Origin of the sequence: Caballeronia humi (assembly GCF_001544475.1) — a bacterium.
Classification (GTDB): Bacteria; Pseudomonadota; Gammaproteobacteria; order Burkholderiales; family Burkholderiaceae; genus Caballeronia; species Caballeronia humi.
Genome location: NZ_FCNW02000039.1, coordinates 26,276 through 44,121 on the forward strand (window position 1 = coordinate 26,276; position 17,846 = coordinate 44,121).

22 protein-coding genes are annotated in these 17,846 nt (G+C 63.9%); 8 read left to right on the forward strand and 14 right to left on the reverse strand.

Annotated features, from left to right (window positions below; genetic code table 11):
* Window positions 1-2: 2 nt before the first annotated feature.
* Window positions 3-305, reverse strand: coding sequence for a DUF4258 domain-containing protein (locus AWB65_RS37890; RefSeq protein ID WP_087669863.1), 303 nt, complete (start codon window positions 303-305; stop codon window positions 3-5).
* Window positions 306-667: 362 nt separating this feature from the next.
* Between AWB65_RS37890 and AWB65_RS25820 the strand changes: the two genes are divergently transcribed.
* A complete protein-coding gene (locus AWB65_RS25820) occupies window positions 668-1,186 on the forward strand; it encodes a hypothetical protein (protein WP_087669864.1) in 519 nt (172 codons plus the stop codon).
* Window positions 1,187-1,232: 46 nt separating this feature from the next.
* Window positions 1,233-2,039, forward strand: coding sequence for an endonuclease/exonuclease/phosphatase family protein (locus AWB65_RS25825; protein WP_087669865.1), 807 nt, complete (start codon window positions 1,233-1,235; stop codon window positions 2,037-2,039).
* 9 nt (window positions 2,040-2,048) lie between these two features.
* Here AWB65_RS25825 and AWB65_RS25830 read toward each other — a convergent pair whose 3' ends face one another.
* On the reverse strand, window positions 2,049-2,471 hold the full coding sequence (locus AWB65_RS25830) for a response regulator (protein WP_087669866.1): 423 nt from the start codon (window positions 2,469-2,471) through the stop codon (window positions 2,049-2,051).
* Between the two features lie 263 nt (window positions 2,472-2,734).
* On the opposite strand from AWB65_RS25830, the gene AWB65_RS25835 reads away from it, so the two are divergent.
* Entirely contained in the window at window positions 2,735-3,352 is a 618-nt protein-coding gene (locus AWB65_RS25835; RefSeq protein ID WP_087669867.1) for an alpha-ketoglutarate-dependent dioxygenase AlkB family protein, read from the forward strand.
* Window positions 3,353-3,358: 6 nt separating this feature from the next.
* Here the strand turns inward: AWB65_RS25835 and AWB65_RS25840 are convergent, their stop codons facing one another.
* Window positions 3,359-3,733, reverse strand: coding sequence for a RidA family protein (locus AWB65_RS25840; RefSeq protein WP_200821799.1), 375 nt, complete (start codon window positions 3,731-3,733; stop codon window positions 3,359-3,361).
* An 88-nt stretch (window positions 3,734-3,821) separates the two neighbouring features.
* On the reverse strand, window positions 3,822-4,835 hold the full coding sequence (locus AWB65_RS25845) for a 1-aminocyclopropane-1-carboxylate deaminase (protein ID WP_087669869.1): 1,014 nt from the start codon (window positions 4,833-4,835) through the stop codon (window positions 3,822-3,824).
* A 159-nt stretch (window positions 4,836-4,994) separates the two neighbouring features.
* Here AWB65_RS25845 and AWB65_RS25850 point away from each other — a divergent pair, with 159 nt between their 5' ends.
* Both AWB65_RS25850 and AWB65_RS25855 read left to right on the forward strand, forming a co-directional pair.
* Complete coding sequence (locus AWB65_RS25850) at window positions 4,995-5,456, forward strand: Lrp/AsnC family transcriptional regulator (protein WP_087669870.1); 462 nt, start codon at window positions 4,995-4,997, stop codon at window positions 5,454-5,456.
* Between the two features lie 24 nt (window positions 5,457-5,480).
* The gene (locus tag AWB65_RS25855; protein ID WP_235007766.1) at window positions 5,481-5,978 is read left to right on the forward strand and encodes an MgtC/SapB family protein; all 498 of its coding nucleotides are present in this window, start codon (window positions 5,481-5,483) and stop codon (window positions 5,976-5,978) included.
* A 23-nt stretch (window positions 5,979-6,001) separates the two neighbouring features.
* Here the strand turns inward: AWB65_RS25855 and AWB65_RS25860 are convergent, their stop codons facing one another.
* The 3 genes from AWB65_RS25860 to arsC form a co-directional block, all read right to left on the reverse strand.
* Window positions 6,002-7,042 (reverse strand): putative outer membrane beta-barrel protein, encoded by a 1,041-nt coding sequence (locus AWB65_RS25860; RefSeq protein ID WP_087669871.1) that lies wholly within the window; start codon window positions 7,040-7,042, stop codon window positions 6,002-6,004.
* Between the two features lie 121 nt (window positions 7,043-7,163).
* Window positions 7,164-7,454, reverse strand: a complete 291-nt coding sequence (locus AWB65_RS25865; RefSeq protein WP_087669872.1) for a hypothetical protein — start codon at window positions 7,452-7,454, stop codon at window positions 7,164-7,166.
* Window positions 7,455-7,580: 126 nt separating this feature from the next.
* Window positions 7,581-8,003, reverse strand: a complete 423-nt coding sequence (arsC, locus tag AWB65_RS25870) for an arsenate reductase (glutaredoxin) (RefSeq protein WP_087669873.1) — start codon at window positions 8,001-8,003, stop codon at window positions 7,581-7,583.
* Between the two features lie 463 nt (window positions 8,004-8,466).
* On the opposite strand from arsC, the gene AWB65_RS25875 reads away from it, so the two are divergent.
* Entirely contained in the window at window positions 8,467-8,751 is a 285-nt protein-coding gene (locus AWB65_RS25875; RefSeq protein WP_087669874.1) for a hypothetical protein, read from the forward strand.
* A gap of 71 nt (window positions 8,752-8,822) precedes the next feature.
* The gene (locus AWB65_RS25880; RefSeq protein WP_087669875.1) at window positions 8,823-9,089 is read left to right on the forward strand and encodes a cupin domain-containing protein; all 267 of its coding nucleotides are present in this window, start codon (window positions 8,823-8,825) and stop codon (window positions 9,087-9,089) included.
* Window positions 9,090-9,111: 22 nt separating this feature from the next.
* Here AWB65_RS25880 and AWB65_RS25885 read toward each other — a convergent pair whose 3' ends face one another.
* The 7 genes from AWB65_RS25885 to AWB65_RS25915 all read right to left on the reverse strand — a co-directional run bounded on the left by AWB65_RS25885 (window position 9,112) and on the right by AWB65_RS25915 (window position 16,614).
* The gene (locus AWB65_RS25885; RefSeq protein WP_087669895.1) at window positions 9,112-9,549 is read right to left on the reverse strand and encodes a DUF2501 domain-containing protein; all 438 of its coding nucleotides are present in this window, start codon (window positions 9,547-9,549) and stop codon (window positions 9,112-9,114) included.
* 62 nt (window positions 9,550-9,611) lie between these two features.
* Window positions 9,612-10,802, reverse strand: a complete 1,191-nt coding sequence (locus AWB65_RS25890) for an ABC transporter substrate-binding protein (RefSeq protein ID WP_087669876.1) — start codon at window positions 10,800-10,802, stop codon at window positions 9,612-9,614.
* A gap of 269 nt (window positions 10,803-11,071) precedes the next feature.
* Window positions 11,072-12,889, reverse strand: coding sequence for a glutamine--fructose-6-phosphate transaminase (isomerizing) (glmS, locus tag AWB65_RS25895; RefSeq protein WP_087669877.1), 1,818 nt, complete (start codon window positions 12,887-12,889; stop codon window positions 11,072-11,074).
* An 83-nt stretch (window positions 12,890-12,972) separates the two neighbouring features.
* On the reverse strand, window positions 12,973-14,334 hold the full coding sequence (gene glmU, locus AWB65_RS25900) for a bifunctional UDP-N-acetylglucosamine diphosphorylase/glucosamine-1-phosphate N-acetyltransferase GlmU (protein ID WP_087669878.1): 1,362 nt from the start codon (window positions 14,332-14,334) through the stop codon (window positions 12,973-12,975).
* Window positions 14,335-14,404: 70 nt separating this feature from the next.
* On the reverse strand, window positions 14,405-15,361 hold the full coding sequence (gene ttcA / locus AWB65_RS25905) for a tRNA 2-thiocytidine(32) synthetase TtcA (RefSeq protein WP_087669879.1): 957 nt from the start codon (window positions 15,359-15,361) through the stop codon (window positions 14,405-14,407).
* The gene (locus tag AWB65_RS25910; protein WP_087669880.1) at window positions 15,358-15,759 is read right to left on the reverse strand and encodes a dihydroneopterin aldolase; all 402 of its coding nucleotides are present in this window, start codon (window positions 15,757-15,759) and stop codon (window positions 15,358-15,360) included. Before AWB65_RS25910 ends, ttcA begins: the two co-directional genes overlap by 4 nt.
* Before the next feature lie 33 nt (window positions 15,760-15,792).
* The gene (locus AWB65_RS25915) at window positions 15,793-16,614 is read right to left on the reverse strand and encodes an SDR family oxidoreductase (protein WP_087669881.1); all 822 of its coding nucleotides are present in this window, start codon (window positions 16,612-16,614) and stop codon (window positions 15,793-15,795) included.
* A 13-nt stretch (window positions 16,615-16,627) separates the two neighbouring features.
* On the opposite strand from AWB65_RS25915, the gene AWB65_RS25920 reads away from it, so the two are divergent.
* Window positions 16,628-17,833: a class I SAM-dependent methyltransferase gene (locus AWB65_RS25920; RefSeq protein ID WP_087669882.1), complete on the forward strand. Its 1,206-nt coding sequence runs from the start codon at window positions 16,628-16,630 to the stop codon at window positions 17,831-17,833.
* Window positions 17,834-17,846 lie beyond the last annotated feature (13 nt).

Here is a 17,846-nt window from a genome sequence, read left to right on the forward strand (position 1 = left end):
GTTCACTCGCTAGTCGTAAATGCGGTGATAACCACCGCCGTGTTTGCACCGGTGCCTGTGACAGCGACGACTACTCTGACCTCTTCGCCAGCGCAGTAGTGTTCCATTCGGCACTTTGTCTCGCCAGTCGCGTCATTCACTTGCGGCGGCCGGATAATGCGCCCATTGCGAAGCGTGTCCATGGCCATGCTTGAGGAAATGTCGCGAGCGTCCATCTGCTTCCAGGCGTGGTCGGTAAACTCAACTCTTCCGCCACCTTGCGCGATCTTGTGGATTAGCGCTTCCCAATCCCGGTTTGTCGTCATGCTTACCTATAAAAAGTATAGGTTTATTTAGCATCGCCGACAACACACTACTTGTCAGTATTAGTGACAGCGACAGTTCTTTCGCGCATCCGGGAGCACCCCGGGATGCGCGAACTCACGAGTCTACTGACGTTATGGGGACAGCTTCGTCAACAAATGTGTCAAAAGCGCCTCACCTCAACCCTCTGTATCATCGACGCATTCCCACCCGGCCAAACTCGCCACGCCCGGGAGCAAATCCTGCTGTCTGGCGGAAAGCTGAACCCGTCGAGCATCGCGGTGTCAGAAACACGTTCCCGACCCGCGGGCCGCCCGGCGTGAAAACCCGCCTCGCCACCCCGCATTCCAGGAGAAACCTTTCGATGCTGAAACACCCCGCCGCCCGCCTGCTGGCCCCGCTCCTCCTCGCCGCATCGCTCGCCGGGCTCCCGAACGCCCAGGCACAGTCGTCCGCGTCGCAGCCGGTAAAGTGGGAGCTTCAGGTGCTGCGCGACGGCGAGCAGATCGATTCGTTCTCCGCGACGACCAACGTCGGCCAGGCCCGCACCGATACGCATCACAACGTCGTGAAAAACAGCGTAGGCTGCGCAGACAAACCGGCCGGCGACATCGACTTGCAACGCACACTGACCGTCTCGCCCGTCCACGCGTCCGCTGACGACATCACGCTCGCGATCGAAGCCCAGGAGACGCTCGAAGAAACCACGTCGCGCACGACAGCGCAGGGCTGCAAGCTGCCGCCGCAGCCGCGCGTCGTGAACGCGTCGCATCCGGGTCTCATGCTCAAGCCCGGCGAATGGTCGAACTGGACGATCGTCGACAAGAATCCCTCGCTGGCGTATCGGGTGCGGGCCAGCCTGAACACCGCGGCGGCTCAATGACGGCCTGAGTGTCCCGCGGGCCGCGCCGCTCAAAAACACCAAACGCATGCGAAACCCCGAACTTTTACCGCACAGCTTTCCGACCGGCCATCAACCGCCCGAATTCGTCGCGGTGAGCTGGAACCTGCACAAGGGCCGCTCGCCGCTCGGGCTCCAGGCCTGGAAGGCGATGCAGCGCTGGGTCCAGTCCACCAACGCCGACGCCTACTTCCTTCAGGAAGCGATGGCCCGGCGCATGCCGCAGCCGATGCTCGCCACCGGCTTCGGCAACCCGCTCGACGCCCCGCCTGACGACATCTGGCATTGCCAGGCGACCGAAATCGCGACCTCGCTCGAATTGCAGATCGCGCTCGGGCCGAACGTGTTCAAGCCGTCGTGGCGTCATGGAAACGCGATTTTGTCGCCGCATCCGCTCGATCTCTCCGGCCGCTGGGACATCTCGGCGCATCGTTTCGAGCGGCGTGGACTGCTCGTCGCGCGCGCGACGTTCGCCGGCCGCGCGATCACGCTCCTGTGCGCGCACCTCGCGCTGACGCGCCAGGCGCGTTTGCGTCAGATGAACTGGATCGCACACTGGATCGCGAAGGAGGCGCCGGACGGCCCGCTCGTGCTCGCGGGCGATTTCAACGACTGGCGCAACGATTCCGTGCCGCTCTTCGGCGAACTCGGGATGCACGAGGTGGCGACGCTGCTCGGCGAATCGGGACGGACGTTTCCGGCGTTTTCACCAGCGCTCGCGCTCGACAAGATGTTCATCCGTGGCATGAAACCCGTCGAATGGATCACGCCGACGCAGGACACCGCGTGGCTGTCCGATCACCTTCCGTATATGGCGAAGCTGCGCGTCGAGTGACCGGATGCGTCAGAAATTGCGCTTCTGGTCCGGCCCGAAGGAGCGGTCGATCAGCGTTTCGAGATCGGCGAACGAAACCGGCTTGACGATGTGATGATCGAAACCCGCGGCGGTCGCGCGCGCCCGGTCGTCGGCGCCGCCGAAACCGGTGAGCGCGAGCAGAAGCGCATCGCGCGTCGACGGCAGCTTGCGCAGCTCGCGTGCAACCGCGAAGCCGTCCATCCCCGGCAAACCGATGTCGCAGATCACGACTTCCGGCCTGAATTCATCGACGATGGCGAGCGCACTCGCGCCGTCGTGCTTTGTGCGCACGTCGTGGCCGAGCGTTTCGAGCAGCATCGAAAGGGCTTCCGCCGCGTCGGCGCTGTCGTCGACGAGAAGCACGCGGCGCGCGGGCGCCGTGCCCTCGTTGGCACCGTTCGTCGTGTTCATGGGGTCCCCGTGGTCCGCTGGATGCGCGCGGCGTCGCCGGCGCACTTATTGAGATAAACGCGGCCGACTGTAGCACACGGTTTCCGGCGGAGACAATCCGGCGCAGGCCTCTAATAATGCTCATCCGGCGCCTGCTTGACCGGCCTCAAAATCGACGATGGCACAATTTCGGGATAATCGATGCGCAAGGGGACTCGCCGGCGCGCGTCTGCTATCGTGATTCTTCTCGCCGCGCGACGCGGCCGGATTTCACGTCTCTCAACATGTTCGACCTCTTCGACGACATCCCCAAGCCGGACATCGACTGGCAGCCGGACTGGCTTCCCGCCGACACCGCCTCCGACCTGATGGCGGCGTTGATCGACGAAGTCTGCTGGCGGCAGGACACGATGACGACGCCCGGCGGCCGCGTGCCGCTGCCGCGCCTCACCGCGTGGCAGGGCGAGCCGGACGCCGTCTACACGTACTCGGGCATCCGCAACGTGCCGCAGCCGTGGACGCCCGCCGTCGCGGAATTGCGGCAGCGCGCGGAGGACGCGTCGCGAGGGCGCTTCAATAGCGTGCTGCTCAACCGCTACCGCTCGGGCCAGGACAGCATGGGCTGGCACGCCGACAAGGAACGCGAACTCGGGCCGGAGCCGGTGATCGCCTCGGTGAGTCTCGGCACGACGCGCACGTTCGAATTCCGCCACGCCCGCACGCACGCGACGCACACGCTGCCGCTCTCGCACGGCAGCCTGCTCGTGATGCGCGGGCGCACGCAGCTCGAATGGGTGCATCGCGTGCCGAAAGAGCCGGAGGCGCGCGGCGAGCGCATCAATCTCACCTTCCGATGGATCGACGCGAACGCCGTGCCGAAGGCGAAAACCCGACGTACGTGATCCGCACTACGGCCGTCTAGCGACGAAATCGATCTCGACGAGCGCATCGCGCGCCAGTCCCGTCACGCCGATGCAAGTCCTCGCCGGCAGCGGCTTCGGTACAAAATATGACTTGTAGACGGCGTTCATCGCGTCGTAATCGCGTTTGAACTCGGTCAGGAAGATGCGCGCGCTCACGACGCTGTCCAGCGTCAGGCCGAGTCCGCCGAGCACGAGAATCAGGTTGTCCATCACGCGCCGCGTCTGAGCCGCGACGCCTTCGGGGAGCGGTGCGTTGTCGTCGGCTGGATCGGTCGGCATCTGGCCGGTCAGGAACACCCAGCCGTCGGCTTCCGCCGCGTGGGAGAACGGTCCGACCGGCGTCGGCGCGTTGTCGACCATCGTGAATTTGGGATGCTGGGGCACGGGCGGTCCTTGCTGTATTGAGTGCAGCGGTTAAGGTAGCGCGTCAAAAAAGCGACCCGTCATCTCACGCAAACGCCTTGTGATACGCGTTCAACGCCGGCGCCCCGCCAAGATGCACGTACAGCACGTTCGCACCCGGCTCGAACTCGCCCGCCTTCGCCATGGCGATCAAACCCGCCATCGATTTCCCCTCGTACACCGGATCGGTCAGCATCGCTTCCAGCCGCGCCGCCGTGCGGATCGCGTCGATCGTCGCCTCGTCCGGCAAACCGTAGTCCGGACCGGCGAAGCGCGGATCGATGATCACGTCGGCGTCGTCGATGGGTTTGTCGATGCCGATCAGCTCCGCCGTCTGCCGCGCGATTTTCGTGACGGCGCGGCGCGTCATCGCTTCGTCGCAGGCGGTGTCGATGCCGATCAGCCGGCGCGGCCGCTCCTGCGCCTTGAAGCCCGCGACCATGCCGCCCTGCGTCGAGCCGGTGCAGGTCGCGGTGATCACGGTGTCGAAGAACACGCCCGTCTCGTTTTCCTGGCGCGCGAGTTCGTCGGCGAAATTGGCGTAGCCGAGGCCGCCAAGCGGATGATCCGACGCGCCCGCCGGAATCGCGTACGGCTTGCCGCCCTCGCGGCGCACCTGTTCCAGCGCGCGTTCCCACGTCTTTTTCACCTCGGTCGAGTAGCCCTCGCCTTCGAGCAGCGTCTCGGCGCCCATCAGCCGCGATAGCAGGATATTGCCGACCTTGTCGTACACGGGATCGTCCCAGTGCGTCCATTCCTCTTGCACGAGCCGGCAGCGCATGCCGAGCACGGCGGCCACCGCCGCGACCTGCCGCGTGTGATTCGACTGGATGTTGCCGATCGAGACGAGCGTATCGGCGCCTTGCTTCACGGCATCGGCGGCGAGCCATTCGAGCTTGCGGATCTTGTTGCCGCCGAACGCGAGCCCCGACGAAACGTCATCGCGCTTCGCCCACACCGAGACGCCGAGCGCCTTCGACAGCCGTTCGAGCTTGTGAACCGGCGAGGGAAAGAAGCCGAGCGTGACGCGGCCGAAGCGCTTTTCGAGATCGAGTGCCATGAGTGAGGTCCTTGGGTCGTGAGAAGGAACCTCATTCTAGGAATTAGTGCGCGGAATGTGCTTCGTACAAAATTCGCACTTGCAGTAGAATATTTGCTTCAACGCATCTTGTCGAATGAATCGTTTTATTCAAGACTGTGTGACAAAAGAATCATCACGATGACCGAACTCGATGCCACCGATCGCAAGATCCTCCGCGCGCTTCAGAACGACGGCCGTCTGAGTAACGCCGAACTGGCAAAATTCGTCGGTCTGAGCGCGGCGGCGTGCTGGAACCGCACGAAGCGCCTCTTCGACCTGCGCGTAATTCAGGGCGTACACGCGCGCATCGACCCGGCTGCCGTGCAGCGGCCCGTGCTGGTGCTGGTCGGCGTGGTGCTGGACCGCTCGACGCAGGAGAGCTTTGCGCTCTTCGAAAGCGCCGCGCGCGAGCTGCCGCAAGTGCTCGAGTGCGTGCTGGTTGCGGGCGATGTCGATTATTTCCTCAAGGTGCGCGTGCGCGATCTCAACGCGTTCAACGTCTTCCATAGCGAAAAGATCCTCGGCCTGCCGAACGTACGGCAAGTGCGAACCTTCTTCGTCATGAACGAGGTCAAACTCGACGGACAATTACTCTTCTGACACGCCTTACGCGATCACGAAAACATGCTGCCTTTCCCCATCCTGCTGGAAGTCGTGATCCGCATGCTGTCGGCGGTGGCGATCGGCTGCATCATCGGGCTCGATCGCGATCTGCACGGCAAGCCCACAGGCATGAAGACGCTCGGCCTCGTGTCGCTCGGCGCCTGTCTCGCGACGATGTCCGCACAGGGTTTTTCGATGCAGCCGCTCACCGCCAACGCGGACGTGTCGCGCGTCGTGCAGGGGATCATGACGGGCATCGGCTTTCTGGGCGCGGGCGTCATCATCCAGAATCCGAGCCTGAACCGGATTCGCGGGCTGACCACGGCCGCGTCGATCTGGGTGACGGCTGCAGTAGGAATCGTGTGCGGTTTGGGGCTGTGGAGCGTCGCGCTGATCGCGACCATGATTCTGATCCTGCTGCTGACGGCCGGGCGGGTCGTCGAGAAGGCGCTGCACCGGCAATGGATGAAAAAGCCGCCCGAAGAACGCGAGGCGCGCGCCATCCCCGATGACGACTGAGCGCCGCCGTCAATCGAAGGTCGTCAGAACCGGTAGCCGACGCCCGCGAGAATCACGTCGGTGTCGCGGTTGTAGCGCGTGACGATGCGGTTCCATGTGACGCGCGTCGTCCAGTGCTCGCCGAAACGGTACGCCGCCGACATCGAGACGATGCCGGCGAAGCGGTCGTCGGTGTCGTTGTCGCCGGTGACGTCGGTGTTCGACCGCTGGTTCAGCGCAATGTAGACGCCCGCGCCGACGCCGAGCGTAAAGCGATCGCTGAAGAAGGCGCGCGTCGCCCAGAGTTGGGTCGTGAGACCGTCGCGGCGCACGAGATCGCTGTTGCCTTCGTGCAGATAGCCGACCGTGACGTCCATGTATTTCATGAGGCCGCGGCGATAGTCGAGCGCGGTGGCAAGCGATGTTTCCGACCCCGTGCTGTTGACAATCGTCTGACCGAGGAAGGCGGTGACTTCGTTGGTCGTGACGCGGGTCGTGCGGTCGGGGGCCCAATCGCGCGGGCCGGGGGTATCGGGGGCGTCGAGCTGATAGGCCACGCCGAGCATTGCCGCCGACGTATTCGGCCCGCGCTGCACCTGCACGCGGTTCAGCTGCAATTGCGCGATCCAGCGGTTCGCCATGTAGTACTGCGCGCGCACGCTGTACACGACGCCCCACCCGTGCAGGTCGGAATAACTGCCGCCGTCAGAATCGGTCGAGGTATCGAAATAACGATATGGGCCGACGCCCGCCGAGAGCACGAAGCGCCGGTTCGCGAGCGGCAGGCGCGCCCAGCCCTGGATCAGATTGCCGTCGCGATGATGATTGGCGACGTGGCCTTCGTTGAGCCAGGTGAAACTGGCGGCGAAATATTCGCCCAGACCTTCCTCGTAGGACCCCGCCCAGGAATACGTGTGCTCGCCGATACCGCGCGATACGCCCCCCATCAGCGACAGTTCCTGCGCGTGGAGTGTTTCGGAGGCGGAGATAAGAAGGAAAGCGGCGAGGGCAAAGGGCGTCAAGCACGCTGATCGCGCGGCGCCGTGACATAGCGGCGTTGGACGGGACCCGGGAGATGAAGGCATGCGCGTGTCCGGCTTGGAATCAAGTCAGGATCGTAGCAGCGTCTTGCTCGAAGCGTCGTCAAGGGCCCTCAAAGCGCGAACGGCGACGAACTCTATAGTCTCGTCGCCGTTCGTTCAATCCTTACCAGCCATGCCGATCATGCCAGCGTTCCTCGCGGCGCTCTTCATGGCGCCAGTGGCGTTCGCGACGCCATTCGCGACGCTCGCGCCATTCGCGTTCGCGCCAGCCGTCGTAATCGCCGTAGCCGCCGTATGCCACTGCTACCGGCGGCGGCGCGACATACACCGGCTGCGGCGCCGCGTAATAGGCCGGCACGCCGATCCCGACCGCGAGATCCACATGCGCCGATGCCGCCGTCGACGCCACCAGCACCGCCAGTCCCAAAGCCGCCCCGATCATCTTCTTGTTCATATCGCTTCTCCTTGCACCGAGTGCAATGTCAGTGACCACGGAACGCAGTCTAGAGTGCGATATCCGATACAAGTGCTACAGCGAAGCCATAAAGGTAACGCGTCGTAACGGCCGTCGCGCGGGACTTCAGCGCACGCGCTGGCCCTTTTCATCGATGACGACTTCGCCGTCTTCCTTCGCAAACGGCCCCTGCTGCGGCGACGGCAGGATATCGATCACGAGTTCGGACGGACGGCACAGCCGCACGCCGAGCGGCGTCTCGACGAAGGGACGGTTGATGAGGATCGGATGAGCCAGCATGGCGTCGATGAGCTGATCGTCGGTGAGGGCGGGGTCGCCGAGGCCCAGTTCGGCGTACGGCGTGCCCTTTTCGCGCAGCGCGTCGCGCACCGACATGCCCGCGCGGGCGAAGAGGCTGGTGAGCGTGGCGCGGTCCGGCGGCGCGACCAGGTATTCAACGACCCGCGGCTCGATGCCGGCGTTGCGGATCAGCGCAAGCGTGTTGCGCGACGTGCCGCACTGCGGGTTGTGGTAAATCGTGACGGTCATGATGTTTCCTCGCGGTTTGCGCCGTGTTCGAAGGCGGTCATTCACCATTTTAGTGTTACCCCGGCCGATGTCGTCGCGCGCTCCGGGATCGATGTCGAATGGCGGAAATGTCATCTGCAAGCCAGACTCGGCGCGCATCGCGACGCGCGGTGCGATTGTGCTGTCAATTCGTGCATCGGCACGCTATAACCAAAATGCAGTGCGGCTTTACTGACCTTGTGTAGCTTGATACCCGGACCTTGCGTCCCTATAAGCCGGCATCTCACCGGCGCACCGCTCTGCAATTTTCGCGGTAACAGTCCAACTAGTTCGGCACGCCGGTGTGACCGGCCGATGACCGACGCGTCTCCGTTCAACGCGAATCTGCCCCTTTCTCGCGGCACGCGCCTTGCAAGCGGAGAACCGAGCCCGCCGATCGCCAGTGCGGGACCCCTGTGATCAGCGCTTGATGAAAGGAGTCGCTATGAAAGCCCGTTTGGTATTGACGACGCTCGTCGCTTCCCTGGTAGCTGTCGGAAGCCTTGCAACCGCGCAGGAAACGTATCGCACCGCCCAGCCGCCGATGCAGGGCGCCGACACGACCGGCCAGCAGATGGCGCAACCCGGCATGCAACAGGACGCGAACGCGCCCGCCCAGCCGGCCGACAGTTCGTATGGCGGCGCGCCGGCTACCCGCAGCGTGGCGGGCGGCATGACATCGAAGCCGTGCGTGCGCGGCACGCAATGCGATATCTTTTTTGGCCAGTGACGTGTGCAATGGGGAGAATCCCGTCGAGGCTTTGTCCTCAGGCGGATTCTCCTCTTTCTTTGTAAGAACCCATGACACGCGATGAATTTCTCGCCGAACTGGCGAGCGAAGGATTTCAGGAAATCGTGACGGTCACGCGCGAGGCGGGCCAGTCACTCGATACGCATACGCATCCGTTCGAGGCGAAGGCGTTGATCGTCGAAGGCGAATTGACGATTCGCGCACGCGAGACGGAGCGGCGGTTTCAGGTGGGCGATGTCTTTCATCTGGCTTCCGACGAGTCGCACTCGGAACGCTATGGGCCTTTCGGTGTCGTGTATCTCGTCGGGCGGAAATAGACGCGTTTTAGCGCCTTTCAGTTCACAACATCGATTTGCCTTGCGCGAGAATCTTGTCGCAGACCTGCTTCGTGACCTGCTCTTTCAGTCCGCCGCCACTCAAGTCGACTTTCTGCCCGCTGCTGCTGCTGAGGATGCCTTTGGCGCCGTCCGTGTAGCCGCTGTCCGACGACGACGATCCGCCCAGCTTGCCCATCAGCGAATCTTTCACCGACGATGCGCCGCTGCCGCTCAGGTAGTTGTTCTTGATGCAGTATTCGATGATGCCGGTGACATTGCCGAGGCTGCCGGAACTGAGCGACTGGCCCGACAGCGAACTGCCGAGGCCGCCTAATCCACCCGCCGCGCCTGTCGCGCCACCGTTGTTTTTCAGGAGATCGCCGAGTTGGGCGTGGGCCGGCGGCAAACAGGCGATGGTCGCGAAGGCCGTCGCGACGGTGAGGATTGTTCGCAGTTTCATGCTCGTCACCTTTTCGAGGGCAGGTAGGTTCTTACTATAGTGCTTTTCGGCGACCGCGCTTCTCACCGCGCCGCCATCCGCTCCGCGCGCCTCACACGCAGCCGCTCCAGCATCAGCGCTCCGATCACACTCGCCTGCGCGATCAGCACCAGAATCACCACGCATATCTCCACCCGATACCTCTCCAGCAGCGAATCCGGTCGATGCAGAAACCGCGTCTCCGCCGGAACGAGACTCGCATCGATTTTCCAGCGTTCCATTTCCCGCACGTCGACGGAAACCGTCGAGGGTGGCGCCGGCATGATGACCGGCGAACGCGCGCTCGGCTGGCGAAGAATGCGCAACGCCATTTGTCCGGCGAGCGTCCCCTGCTCCGCCCAGCTCGAAATCGATCCGCCGATGATCCCCGCGCCGAGATACGTATCGAAGAAGCTGTAGATTGGCGAATGCGCGCGCTCCGAGAAAAGCGAGATGAGATCGCGGGGGATGAAAGTCCGGCCGCGCGCATCGCGGAACACGCTTGAGTACAGGATGATCGTCTGCGGCGGCAACTGGGCGACGCGCTCCAGCATGTCTTCGATCGGGGCGTCGGAGATCCAGATCATCGGCAGGTCCTTGAAGCGGTTCGACACCACACTCTCCACGCGCCCGCGCCACGCCTGATCGTACGACGACGTACCCGCGATCAACGCGATGCGGTCGGCGTTCGGCTGGAAGCGCCGGGCCAGATCGAGCGTGCCGGCGACATCGAACGCGATGCGCACGCCCGACACGCGCGCCGACAGCGTGCGCGTGCCGAAATAATCGTCCGGAATGCCGCAGAAGACGATCGGGACATCGGGCCAGAGCGTGTCCGCGTTGCGCTCGAGGAATTCGAGCGCCGGCTGGCGCAACGCGATGATGATGTCGGGCTTCCGGCTCGCGAACTTGTTGTTCAGATACTGCGTGACCACAGCATCCGGCACCGGACTGCTGGATTCGAGCGTGTGAAGCGGCTCGGTGATGAACTCCGTGGAGGCATCGGTGGCACGCGAGAAGACGTCGCGAATGCCGCGATCCTGCGCGACGGCTGAGGGCAGGTAGGGATCGCCGCCCTGCATGATGAGGACGCGCCAGCGCTCGGGCGGCAAGTGCGTGCTGTAGGCCGATGCGCTGAGCGTGAGCGGGATCGCGATGACGAGGGCGTTCGCCAGCCGCGCGATGAAGCATCGTCGCTTGCGGTGCGGGCGAATTCGTGCGAAGCAAGGTGTCATCTTCCGGGCCTCGGTTGGGAAACGCGGTCGATCGGGGACGGGCTGCGGATTGCGCTTCAGCGCGGGGTGTCGCGTAGTCGCATTGCTCTGATTCTAGTGCGACGGCAGTGTTGCGAGGGAGTGGATTGCGATAGTGCTACATGCGGCACCCAGGCGGCGTGTGTGTGCCGGAAGGTGAAACAATCGTGGGGTAGACGCCAAAGCGATCATGCCGGCGGAACGCCGGCATGATCGCTTTCGTTTGTAGTCTCACGGACGGTGAAAAGGCCTCACTCCACCGTAACCGACTTCGCGAGATTCCGCGGCTTGTCCACATCCGTCCCACGCGCACACGCAGTGTGATAAGCCAGCAACTGAAGCGGCACGACGTGCAGGATCGGCGAGAGCGGTCCGTAGTGTTCCGGCATCCGGATCACGTGAATCCCATCTTCGCTGACGATGCGCGTATCCGCATCGGCGAAAACATAAAGCTCGCCGCCACGCGCCCGCACTTCCTGCATGTTCGACTTCAGCTTTTCGAGCAGCGTGTCGTTCGGCGCCACTGTCACGACCGGCATCGCTTCGGTCACGAGCGCCAGAGGTCCGTGCTTCAACTCACCCGCTGGGTAAGCCTCCGCGTGGATGTACGAAATCTCCTTGAGCTTCAACGCACCTTCGAGCGCGATCGGATAGTGCAGTCCGCGCCCGAGGAACAGCGCATTCTCCTTGCGCGCGAACTCCTCGGCCCACGCGATGATCTGCGGTTCCAGCGCGAGCACGCTGTTCAGCGCCGCCGGCAAGTGCCGCAACTGCGTGAGATACGCCGTTTCCTGCTTCGCATCGACGAACCCGCGCATCTTGCCGAGCGTCACGGCCAGCACGAACAGCCCGACGAGTTGTGTCGTGAACGCCTTCGTCGATGCAACGCCGATCTCCGTCCCCGCATGCGTCAGGAACGACAGCTCCGTCAGCCGTACCATCGCGCTCGTCCCGACGTTGCACACGGCCAGCGTGTGCTTGTGCCCGAGCGATTGCGCATGCTTCAACGCAGCAAGCGTATCCGCAGTCTCACCCGATTGCGAGATCACCACGACGAGCGCCTTCGGATCCGGCACCGATTCGCGATACCGATACTCGCTCGCGATCTCGACCTGCGTAGGAATCTTCGCGATCGATTCGAGCCAGTACTTCGCCGTCAGCCCCGAGTAGTAGCTCGTGCCGCACGCGAGGATCAGCAAGTTGTCGATACCGTCGAACGCCTGCTTCGCGTTCTCGCCGAAGATCGATGCATCGAAATGATCGGCTTGCGGGATCGTGTCGGTGATCGCGCGCGGCTGCTCGAAGATTTCCTTCTGCATGAAGTGGCGATACGGCCCGAGTTCCACCGCGCCGCCGTAAGCCGCGACCACGCGCACTTCGCGCACCGCGGGCACGCCTTCGCGATCGACGATCTTCACGCCGTCGAGCGTGATCTCCACCACGTCACCCTCTTCGAGGAACGCGAAGTGATCCGTGCTGCCGGCGAGCGCGAGTGCGTCCGATGCGAGGAAGTTCTCACCGTTACCCACGCCGACGACGAGCGGCGAACCCTGACGCGCGCCCACCACCGTATGCGGCTGGTCCTTGTGCATCACGGCGATCGCATACGCGCCGTGGAGTTGCTTGACGGCCTCGCGCACGGTCTGGAACAGGTCGCCGCGATACATGCTGTGGATCAGGTGCGCGATGACTTCGGTATCGGTCTGCGAGACAAACTCGTAGCCCTTGCCGCGCAGCATTTCACGCAGCGACTCGTAGTTCTCGATGATGCCGTTGTGCACGAGCGCCAGCGCATCGCGCGAAAAGATCGGGTGCGCGTTGTCCGTGACGGGCGCGCCGTGCGTCGCCCAGCGCGTATGGGCGATGCCCGTCACGCCGTCGAGACGCGTGTCGCGCACCTGGGCGTCGAGATCGGATACGCGCGAGACACTGCGCGCACGCTTCGGCGCGCCGTTGCTCATGACGGCGACGCCGCACGAGTCGTAACCACGATATTCAAGCCGGCGCAGTCCTTCGACCAGCACCGATACGATGTTGCGCTGCGCGACCGCGCCGACAATTCCACACATGGTTTCTCGTCCTTCTCTAAGTTTGTTTGCAACGCACGCTGTGGGTGCCGCTGCTGCTGCGATCAATCGATATTCGTGAAAGCTCAGGCCTTCTTCTTGGTCGGCCGCACGTAGTCTCGGCGGCTCACCTGGGTCTTCCCGTTCATCACGAGTTCGCCTTCGCCGACGTCCTTCCATACCGTCGTGCCTGCCGCGATCGTCGTGCCGCGCCCAATGTGCACCGGCGCCACGAGTTGCGTATCGGAGCCGACGAACACGTCGTCTTCGATCACGGTGCGATGCTTGTTCGCGCCGTCGTAATTGCAGGTGATCGTGCCCGCGCCGATGTTCACGCGCGCGCCGACATCGGAATCGCCGACATACGACAGGTGATTCGCCTTCGAGCCGTGCCCGAGCACCGCGTTCTTCACTTCGACGAAGTTGCCAACGTGCGCTTCGTCGCCGAGCTTCGCGCCCGGACGCAGCCGCGCATACGGCCCGAGCACGACGTTCGCGCCGGTCGTGCCGCCTTCGATATGCGTGAACGCATCGATGCGTGTGCCCGCGCCGATCACCGCGTCGCGGATCACGCAGTTCGGACCGACCGTCACGTTGTCCGCGAGCGTCACGCGCCCTTCGAACACACAGTTCACGTCGATCGACACATCGCGGCCGCATTCCAGCGTACCGCGCACGTCGATGCGCGCCGGGTCCAGCAGCGTCACGCCCGCGACGAGCAGATCGTTCGCCACGTTGCGCTGATGCACGCGTTCGAGTTCGGCCAACTGCTGTTTGCTGTTCACGCCGAGCGTTTCCCACTCTTCGTCGGGCTGCGCGGTGACGATTTCGACGCCGGCTTCAAGCGCGCGCTCGACCACGTCCGTCAGGTAGAACTCGCCCTGCGCGTTGTCGTTCCGAAGCGAGGCGAGCCAACTCGACAGTTGCTCCGTCGGCGTGGTGATGATGCCCGTGTTGATCTCGGCGATCTTGCGTTCGTCGGCGCTCGCGTCCTTCTGCTCGACGATCTTCTGCACCGCGCCGTTCGCATCGCGCACGATGCGTCCGTAGCCGGTGGGATTGTCGAGGGTGACCGTGAGCACGCCGTAGCGGCCATTCTCGGCGGCATCGACGAGTCGTTTCAGTGTGCTGGCACGCGTTAGCGGCACGTCGCCGTAAAGCACCAGCGTCGGCACCGATGGATCGACCAGCGGCAGCGCCTGCTGCACGGCGTGGCCGGTGCCGAGTTGCTGCTCCTGCACGGCGAACTGCACGTCGGGCGCGGCAACGGCTTCGCGTACTTTCTCGGCACCGTGCCCGATCACGACGACGAGCCGCGTCGGCTGGAGCGAACGCGCGGTCTCGATGACGTGCGACAGGAGCGGCCTGCCAGCCAGCGGATGGAGCACTTTCGGCAGGGCGGAATTCATGCGTTTTCCCATGCCCGCCGCCAGAATCACAATGTTCATCGCATCACGTATTTATAAGAATTGGAAAGACCAGCAGGACACATCAAGCCGCATGCTGCTGGAGATTGCATCAAAGATCATCGAACGGCACGATTGAAACCGTCTTGGGCGCGCCTGACGGTTCGCTCGCACACGGTTCTTCGTCGAACGCGATATCGCCCTGAGGATCGGCTTCGCCCGTCGCACGTAGTCCAGCGAACGGAAAAAGCTGGTGATCCATCAAATGCGACGGCACCACGTTGCCGAGCGCGTTGAACATATTCTCCGCGCGGCCCGGAAAACGCTTGTCCCAGTCGCGGATCAGCGCCTTCATTTCCGCGCGCTTCAGGTTCGGCTGACTGCCGCACAGGTTGCACGGAATGATCGGGAATTCGCGCAGCTCGGCGTACTTCTCCAGATCGGTTTCCTTCACGTAGGCGAGCGGCCGGATCACGACGTTCTTGCCATCGTCGGATTGCAGCTTCGGCGGCATGCCCTTCAGCTTTCCGCCGTAGAACATGTTGAGCAGCAGCGTTTGCAGGATGTCGTCGCGATGATGGCCGAGCGCGATCTTCGTCGCGCCCAGTTCGCCCGCCACGCGATACAGAATCCCGCGACGCAGCCGCGAGCACAGCGAACAGGTGGTCTTGCCCTCAGGCACGAGCCGCTTGACGATGCTGTACGTGTCCTGATTTTCGATGTGAAACGGGATGTCGAGCTTGGCCAGATAGCCGGGCAGAACGTGCTCCGGAAAACCCGGCTGCTTCTGGTCGAGATTGACCGCGACGATCTCGAAATCGATCGGCGCGCGCTCGCGCAGGCGCATCAGGATGTCGAGCATCGCGTAGCTGTCCTTGCCGCCGGACAGGCACACCATCACTTTGTCGCCGTGCTCGATCATGTTGAAATCGCCGATCGCCTGGCCGACCTGGCGCGCGAGCCGCTTGAAGAGCTTGTTGTTCTCGTAGGCTTCCTTCTGCTCGCGGCGCGTGAGCGCGGCGCGCTCGGGTACTTGCATGTGAGCTTCAGCCTGAGCGGGCGTGTTCATGCTTGTTCCTCTTTGATGCGAAAGACCTCGACGCCCACGGCGTCGCAGTCGGGATAAACGTCCGGCTTTTCCGTCGATACGACCACCGCCCGCACTTGCGGATGCGCAAGCAGCGCGGCGGCGACGTCGTCGCAAAGCGTTTCCTGCAAATGGATGTGCCCGCGCTCGACACGCTGCGCGATGGTCGAGCGCATGAAGTCATAATCGACCACTTCGCGCAGTTTGTCCTCGACAGGCGTCGACAACGCGAGCGGCACGAACAGCTCGACGTTGATCACGACGCGCTGCTCGCCCTGCTTCTCGAAGTCATGCACGCCGATGTTGATGCGCACTTCGTAGTTGCGCAGAAAGAGCCGCCGGCAGTCGGCGAGCCGGGGATGCGAAAGTGCGGCAAGCATGGTCTTTTCCAGTAGGTGTTGCGTGTTTTTCGCTTACGTCGAGCGCTTGTCGCCGACCATGAACATCACGTCGCGCGGACTCGGCACCAGATGCTGGCCGCCATCGACGACAAGCGTTGTACCCGTCACGCCGTGCGCGGTCGCCAAGTAGCACGCGGCCTCCGCGATGTCCACGACACGCGATGCGCGGCCGAGCGGCGTCACGCGATGCGCGATCTCGAAATCCGCGGGCGTCTGGTTCGCGGACACCATCGTCAAGCCGGGCGCCAGGCCCACGACGCGCAGTTTCGGCGCAAGCGCCTGCGCGAGCGCGACGGTCGCGTTCTCGAGCGCCGCCTTCGTCAGCGTGTACGAAAGGTAGTCCGGATTCATGTTGTACAGCTTCTGGTCGAGCACGTTGATCACGACGCCGCGTTGCGTTTCGTCGTCGATCGCGGCATCCGGCACCGTTTCGTGGAGCGCGCGAGCCAACGTCAGCGGCGCGGCCAGATTGATCGCGGTCATCTCCAGCAATTTCGCGTAGCGAAAATCTTGCGCGGTGTCCTCGTCGAAACGCGACGCGCAGTTCACCACGCAATTCAGGCCGCCGAGCGCCTCGATGCACGCCGGCACGAGCCGCGCCACCTGCGTTTCGACGCCCAGATCCGCCCGCAGCGCGACGGCGCGGCGCCCGAGCGCGGCGATCTCAGCGACGGTTTCGTGCGCTGCCCGCTCCGATTCGCCGTAATGCACGGCGACGTCCCAGCCGCGCGACGCGAAACCGAGCGCGACGCCCCGCCCGATGCGCTTCGCCGCGCCGGTGACGAGCACGACGCGCGGCCGGCCGGGGGTTAAAACTGAAGGAGAAGCGCTCATTTACAATATCGGGATGAATCCGAATGCTCGACAATCCGACAGTTTACCTGCTCCCGGCGCGGACGCGCTGGCGCAGTCCGAGGCGCTCACGACGCTGATTCGCGACAAAATCGCCGACGCGGGCGGCTGGCTGCCCTTCGACCGCTACATGGAACTGGCGCTTTACGCGCCCGGCCTCGGCTACTACAGCGGCGGCGCGATGAAATTCGGGCGCCGGGCGGAAGACGGCAGCGATTTCGTGACGGCGCCGGAACTTTCGCCGCTCTTTGCCGCGACGCTCGCGCGGCCCGTCGCGCAGGCGCTCGAAGCGAGCGGCACGCGCGACGTGATGGAATTCGGCGCGGGCACGGGCAAGCTCGCGGCGGGGTTGCTCAAGGCGTTGCGCGACCTGGACGTCCCGTTCGACAGCTATTCGATCGTCGATCTGTCCGGCGAACTGCGCGAGCGCCAGCGCGCGACGATCGAAGCCGACGCGCCCGAACTCGCCGCCAAGGTGAAATGGCTCGACGCACTGCCGCCGGCGTTCGCGGGCGTGGTGATCGGCAACGAAGTGCTCGACGCGATGCCGGTGCGGCTCGTCGTGCGCAAGCTCGGCGCGTGGCACGAGCGCGGCGTGGTGGAACTGAACGGCCGCTTCGCCTTCGACGACCATCCGCTTTCGGGCGACCCGCTCGTCGCCACGATCGACGCCGCCATCGATGCGGCCAACGACGAACCGTTCGTCGAATACGTGACGGAAACGCACGAAGCCGCGCTCGCGTTCACGAAGACGGTCTGCACGATGCTCACGCGCGGCGCGGCGTTTTTCATCGATTACGGTTTTCCGCGGCACGAGTTCTATCACGCGCAACGCGCGACCGGCACGCTGATGTGTCACTACCGGCATCGGGCGCACGGCGATCCGTTTCTGTATCCGGGCTTGCAGGACATCACGGCGCATGTCGAATTCACGGGGATCGCGGAAGCGGGCGTCGAGACAGGCGCGGATTTGCTCGGATTCACATCGCAGGCGCGGTTTCTGATGAACGCGGGCATCACCGACGTGCTCTCCGACATCGATCCCGTCGACGTCAAGCGCTTCCTGCCCGCGGCGAACGCGGTTCAGAAGTTGTTGTCGGAGGCGGAGATGGGCGAGTTGTTCAAGGTGATCGCGTTTTCGCGCGGCATCGAAGACACGCTCTCTGCGTTCGCCACCGGCGACCGATCGCACACGCTGTGAAGTTATAGGCTCG

Coding starts and splice junctions, on each gene's coding strand:
- AWB65_RS37890 (WP_087669863.1), bottom strand. CDS start 305: ATGACGACAAACCGGGATTGGGAAGCGCTAATCCACAAGATCGCGCAA.
- AWB65_RS25820 (WP_087669864.1), top strand. CDS start 668: ATGCTGAAACACCCCGCCGCCCGCCTGCTGGCCCCGCTCCTCCTCGCC.
- AWB65_RS25825 (WP_087669865.1), top strand. CDS start 1,233: ATGCGAAACCCCGAACTTTTACCGCACAGCTTTCCGACCGGCCATCAA.
- AWB65_RS25830 (WP_087669866.1), bottom strand. CDS start 2,471: ATGAACACGACGAACGGTGCCAACGAGGGCACGGCGCCCGCGCGCCGC.
- AWB65_RS25835 (WP_087669867.1), top strand. CDS start 2,735: ATGTTCGACCTCTTCGACGACATCCCCAAGCCGGACATCGACTGGCAG.
- AWB65_RS25840 (WP_200821799.1), bottom strand. CDS start 3,733: ATGGTCGACAACGCGCCGACGCCGGTCGGACCGTTCTCCCACGCGGCG.
- AWB65_RS25845 (WP_087669869.1), bottom strand. CDS start 4,835: ATGGCACTCGATCTCGAAAAGCGCTTCGGCCGCGTCACGCTCGGCTTC.
- AWB65_RS25850 (WP_087669870.1), top strand. CDS start 4,995: ATGACCGAACTCGATGCCACCGATCGCAAGATCCTCCGCGCGCTTCAG.
- AWB65_RS25855 (WP_235007766.1), top strand. CDS start 5,481: ATGCTGCCTTTCCCCATCCTGCTGGAAGTCGTGATCCGCATGCTGTCG.
- AWB65_RS25860 (WP_087669871.1), bottom strand. CDS start 7,042: ATGCCTTCATCTCCCGGGTCCCGTCCAACGCCGCTATGTCACGGCGCC.
- AWB65_RS25865 (WP_087669872.1), bottom strand. CDS start 7,454: ATGAACAAGAAGATGATCGGGGCGGCTTTGGGACTGGCGGTGCTGGTG.
- arsC (WP_087669873.1), bottom strand. CDS start 8,003: ATGACCGTCACGATTTACCACAACCCGCAGTGCGGCACGTCGCGCAAC.
- AWB65_RS25875 (WP_087669874.1), top strand. CDS start 8,467: ATGAAAGCCCGTTTGGTATTGACGACGCTCGTCGCTTCCCTGGTAGCT.
- AWB65_RS25880 (WP_087669875.1), top strand. CDS start 8,823: ATGACACGCGATGAATTTCTCGCCGAACTGGCGAGCGAAGGATTTCAG.
- AWB65_RS25885 (WP_087669895.1), bottom strand. CDS start 9,549: ATGAAACTGCGAACAATCCTCACCGTCGCGACGGCCTTCGCGACCATC.
- AWB65_RS25890 (WP_087669876.1), bottom strand. CDS start 10,802: ATGACACCTTGCTTCGCACGAATTCGCCCGCACCGCAAGCGACGATGC.
- glmS (WP_087669877.1), bottom strand. CDS start 12,889: ATGTGTGGAATTGTCGGCGCGGTCGCGCAGCGCAACATCGTATCGGTG.
- glmU (WP_087669878.1), bottom strand. CDS start 14,334: ATGAACATTGTGATTCTGGCGGCGGGCATGGGAAAACGCATGAATTCC.
- ttcA (WP_087669879.1), bottom strand. CDS start 15,361: ATGAACACGCCCGCTCAGGCTGAAGCTCACATGCAAGTACCCGAGCGC.
- AWB65_RS25910 (WP_087669880.1), bottom strand. CDS start 15,759: ATGCTTGCCGCACTTTCGCATCCCCGGCTCGCCGACTGCCGGCGGCTC.
- AWB65_RS25915 (WP_087669881.1), bottom strand. CDS start 16,614: ATGAGCGCTTCTCCTTCAGTTTTAACCCCCGGCCGGCCGCGCGTCGTG.
- AWB65_RS25920 (WP_087669882.1), top strand. CDS start 16,628: ATGAATCCGAATGCTCGACAATCCGACAGTTTACCTGCTCCCGGCGCG.